Annotated in this window: 4 protein-coding genes; 3 read left to right on the plus strand and 1 reads right to left on the minus strand. The window is 39.0% G+C overall.

Annotated elements, in window-relative coordinates:
* Positions 1–278: 278 nt before the first annotated feature.
* From A5875_RS03765 to A5875_RS03775, 3 genes are read left to right on the plus strand one after another with little or no spacing between them, the layout of a single operon-like run.
* Positions 279–1,331: a hypothetical protein gene (locus A5875_RS03765; protein ID WP_088932371.1), complete on the plus strand. Its 1,053-nt coding sequence runs from the start codon at positions 279–281 to the stop codon at positions 1,329–1,331.
* Positions 1,332–2,579 (plus strand): tetratricopeptide repeat protein, encoded by a 1,248-nt coding sequence (locus A5875_RS03770; RefSeq protein ID WP_088932372.1) that lies wholly within the window; start codon positions 1,332–1,334, stop codon positions 2,577–2,579. It abuts the gene before it with no gap.
* Positions 2,580–2,592: 13 nt separating this feature from the next.
* Positions 2,593–3,138: a YpiB family protein gene (locus A5875_RS03775; protein ID WP_088932373.1), complete on the plus strand. Its 546-nt coding sequence runs from the start codon at positions 2,593–2,595 to the stop codon at positions 3,136–3,138.
* 40 nt (positions 3,139–3,178) lie between these two features.
* On the opposite strand, the gene A5875_RS03780 is transcribed toward A5875_RS03775, so the two are convergent.
* Positions 3,179–4,027 (minus strand): YitT family protein, encoded by an 849-nt coding sequence (locus tag A5875_RS03780; RefSeq protein ID WP_176244710.1) that lies wholly within the window; start codon positions 4,025–4,027, stop codon positions 3,179–3,181.
* Between the last annotated feature and the right edge of the window lie 56 nt (positions 4,028–4,083).

Here is a 4,083-nt window from a genome sequence, read left to right on the forward strand (position 1 = left end):
GCCTCAGGAAAATCAGCAAGGCGTACAGCCAAGTCAATCAAATACTCAGCAGGCTCCTTCAAATCAAGAAGGAACGCCAATTCAGGGTCAACAAAATATACAACAGGGTCAATGATCATATGAGCTTTAAATAGTGTGAAATTTACAAATACGAATTTCTAATAATCCGGATTCTTTTTTATTCTTATAATAATAGAGCTGAAATATCCGAAAGCCTTTCGCAGATTTGTTGCGGGAGGTTTTTTTGTAGTATAAAATAAAGAAAACGGGGTGATCGGATGGAAGTAACGTATCGAAATAAACAAAATGAGACACTAATTATTTATGGAGAAACGGTCGCTTCAATGATGCGTAAAAAAGATCTAAAAAACAAGCAGATACTTTTTTGCGGCAATCAGCGGTATTATGATTTGTACGCGGAGAAGCTGCGGCAATTTATTCCTAAAAGCAGCACGCATGAATGGTTTATCACGCCGAATAACCGTTATTGTAACACGATGGAAAATTTTCAAGAATTGATCAGCTTTCTTGATCGCTTCAGTCGACAAAAGGAAACTATTTTTATGGGTATCGGCAACGAAGGAGTCATTGAACTGCTGGGATTCACGCACCATGTTGCGAATTTTCAAGCAGAGTTGTGCTTCTTACCTGTTTCATTGCGATCGTTTGCGCAAAGCTTATCTTTTGTAGACCAAATTGTTTCAGATAAAACGTTAATGACAGTGATGGAGATTGAGGAAGCACCGAAAAGTATCTTGTTTGATCATACTTTAGCGGATCAACAGAAAACGGGGAAAATGGTCGATCTTTTAACGTTGATTCGTTGCGGGATCGTCTGTGACTATCCATTTCTACAAAGTTTATACGTGAACTTTCCAACGCGTGAAGCTCTATTGCAGCATTCTTTTTCGGCTTTTAGTGAGACTTTGATCAATTATTACCAAGAAAACAGCCGACAGCTGCGCAGGTTTGGGAAAACCTTTGAAAAAGCTTTTTTCCAAACAGAAAATGGTTCACTGTTGTCGAACAGTATGAAGACGATGTTTGGCTTGTTATTTGAGTTAGCGTGGAACGTGACAGCAAGCGATCTTCATTTCAATTTCAAAAATTTTATGATATGGTTGGTGCGATTAGGATTTCCAATCATGATGCCTGAAGGAATCTCTTTGGCTGATTATGGTCAGCAGGTGATTGCTTTAGCGCAGGAGAAACCATTGGCTGGGTTAGTCCAAGTCGGCGAGGTCGGCATGAACAAAATTCCGACTGAAAAAGAATTGCTTCGAACATTTGAAGCGTATCAAAAAATAGTTACAGAGATCAGGGGAGAATAGATGTCAAGTTATAGTGAAAAAATGCTCGCAGCATTGAAGGATGAAAATTTAACAGAAGCAAATTTGTTGTTTGAAGCGGCATTGAAAAAGGATGATCCAGAGATTTTAGCAAGCTTGGCTGAAGAGCTGCAGGCGCTAGGTTTCATAGAAGAAGCAAAACGTGCTTTAGAAAAATTGTTGAAGGATTTTCCTGAAGAGGATGTTTTTTATCTTTCTTTAGCCGAGATTGCTATCGAAGATGATCTTATTGATGACGCGTTTGAGTACTTAGAAAAAATCAAACCTGAAAGTGAGAATTACTTAGAAAGTTTGTTAGTGACAGCTGACTTATATCAGGTTTTAGGCATTCCGGAAGTCAGCGAAGCGAAGCTGCTGCAGGCTAAAACGATTGCGCCAGAAGAACCGTTGATCACCTTTGCTTTGGCGGAATTACATTTTTCTGCTAATCAATTGGGAGAAGCGATTAATGATTACGGTCAGCTTCAGAAACAAGGGATCGATGAAATCGCGAATATCTCTATTGATGAGCGCATTGGATCGGCTTATAGTATGATGGGCGGTTTTGAAGAAGCGATCCCATTTTTAGAGCGAGCTTTAGAAAAAGAGCATACATCTGATCGGTTGTTCCAATTAGGCTTTACGTATTACCAATTGCACGATCATCAAAAAGCAATCAATTATTTACAGGAGTTGATTACGATTGATCCGCAATATCAAAGCGGCTATTACTATTTGGCCGATAGTTTGAAAGAAGAAGAATTGCTGGAGGAAGCTTTGGTTGCTGCTGAAGAGGGCGTCAAGGAAAACCCTTATCAAGTGGAACTACTGCATATGGCTTCTGAAATTGCGTATCGTTTACGTGATAGCAAGAAGGCTGAAGAATTGTTGTTACAAGCGTTAGAAACAGGAGATAAAACGGATGAAACGTTGTTGACGTTAAGTAATCTTTATCTCAATGAAGAACAGCCTGATAAAGCAATCGAAATGATTAGTCAGATGGATGAAGAAGATAATCCTTACGCCGCATGGAATCTGGCTCAGGCCTATAATGAACTGGAAGATTTCGATGCCGCACGTACTTATTACAAGCAGGCTTACGAAGACTTGGCTCATGAACCAGACTTTTTGAAAGCATATGGAATCTTTTTACGAGAAGATGGTCAATTAGAACCGGCACGAGCTGTTTTGACGAACTACTTACAATTAGAACCGGGTGATTTAGAAGTACAGTCATTACTAGAAGAGTAGAGAGGTGAGAGAAATGATCGATGTAGGTGAAAAACGTGAATTTCTCGTGTGGTTGATTAATAATGTGAGTTTTCAACGACGCGAAGTAATTTGGATTTTAAATTACTTGATTAATCATGAAGCAATCTTGCGAAATGTCCACATCGTAGAACAAGCGCTAGAAACAAAACGAGGCTTGGTTTTTCGAGATATTACTCAACGTGAAGAGCCGATGGTGTTTTCGATTGAAGGCCATCAGTTTTCTAACAGTGATCAAATTTTTCATGAGATTCGTCTGCATTGGCAACAGCCTTTATACTTGGAATGTGTTTTTCCCAATTCTTGGCAGAACGCCCAGTATTTATCAGTTCTTGAAGACAATCCCGCGCTTTCATGGAATGATAATGTCAGTGAGGAAATTGTGACAGAGGTCGAAAACTATTTGAAGTTTCAGGAACAGGAAGCGCAAGTAGATTTATTGAAGAAGCAGATTGATATGGCCTTAGAAGATGGTGACAAAGAGGCTTTCCTAATTTTGTCAGATGAATTGAACAGACTTAAATTATCTTTACACGAATAAAAATACCGCAGACAATCAAAAAATTGTCTGCGGTATTTTTTTAATTACTTCGTTTTAAAGTAAATCTTCGTCGCTGCGGTTTTAAGTAGGTAAAGCCTTCACCTTCTACGTCATGGACATTACTGATTAGAATAAAAGCTTTTTCATCAACTGAATGAATAAGTTTTTTTACTTCATTGATTTCTTGCTGTGAAACGACGATATAGACGATGCGCTTCATATCTGAGGAGAAGCCGCCTTCCCCATGAAGATAGGTAACGCCGCGTTCTAGATGAGCCATCAATAACTCCGCGATCACGTTACTTTCATTAGAGATGATCATCACACCTTTGGCAGCATATCCGCCAGAAGAGAGCATATCAACTACTTTACTAAATACAAACGACACGATCAGTGTATACATCATGCGTTTCAAATCCAAATAAGTCAGTGAGCAAAGTAAAACGATGATGTCAAATACTAGTAATGATTTTCCCATCGTGAAGCCGAATTTTTGTTCTAAAATCCGCGCGATAACATCTGCTCCACCAGTCGTCCCACCATTTCGATAAACCAGCCCGCTGCCGAACCCTGCAAATAAACCTGCTAAGATAGAAACGATGAATAAATCGTGATCCAAATTGATCTGTAAAGGAATCCGCTGCCAGATCCATAAAAAGACAGACAAACAGACCGTACCCAAAATTGTATAATAAAATGATCGTTTACCCAAAATTTTTCCACCGATTAAAATCAATGGGATATTAATGATTAAGGTTGTATAGGCAGGATCGATGCCAAAAAGCGCTCGAATGATCAAAGTGATACCGGTAACGCCGCCTTCTGCTAAGTGATTCGCAATATTCAAATAAACTAGACCAAATGCATATATGGCCTGTCTCTTATACACATCTAGATGTGTATAAGAGACAGGATGGAAGTAACGTATCGAAATAAACAAAATGA

Source organism: Enterococcus sp. 3H8_DIV0648 (assembly GCF_002140655.1).
GTDB classification, from domain to species: domain Bacteria; phylum Bacillota; class Bacilli; order Lactobacillales; family Enterococcaceae; genus Enterococcus_A; species Enterococcus_A hulanensis.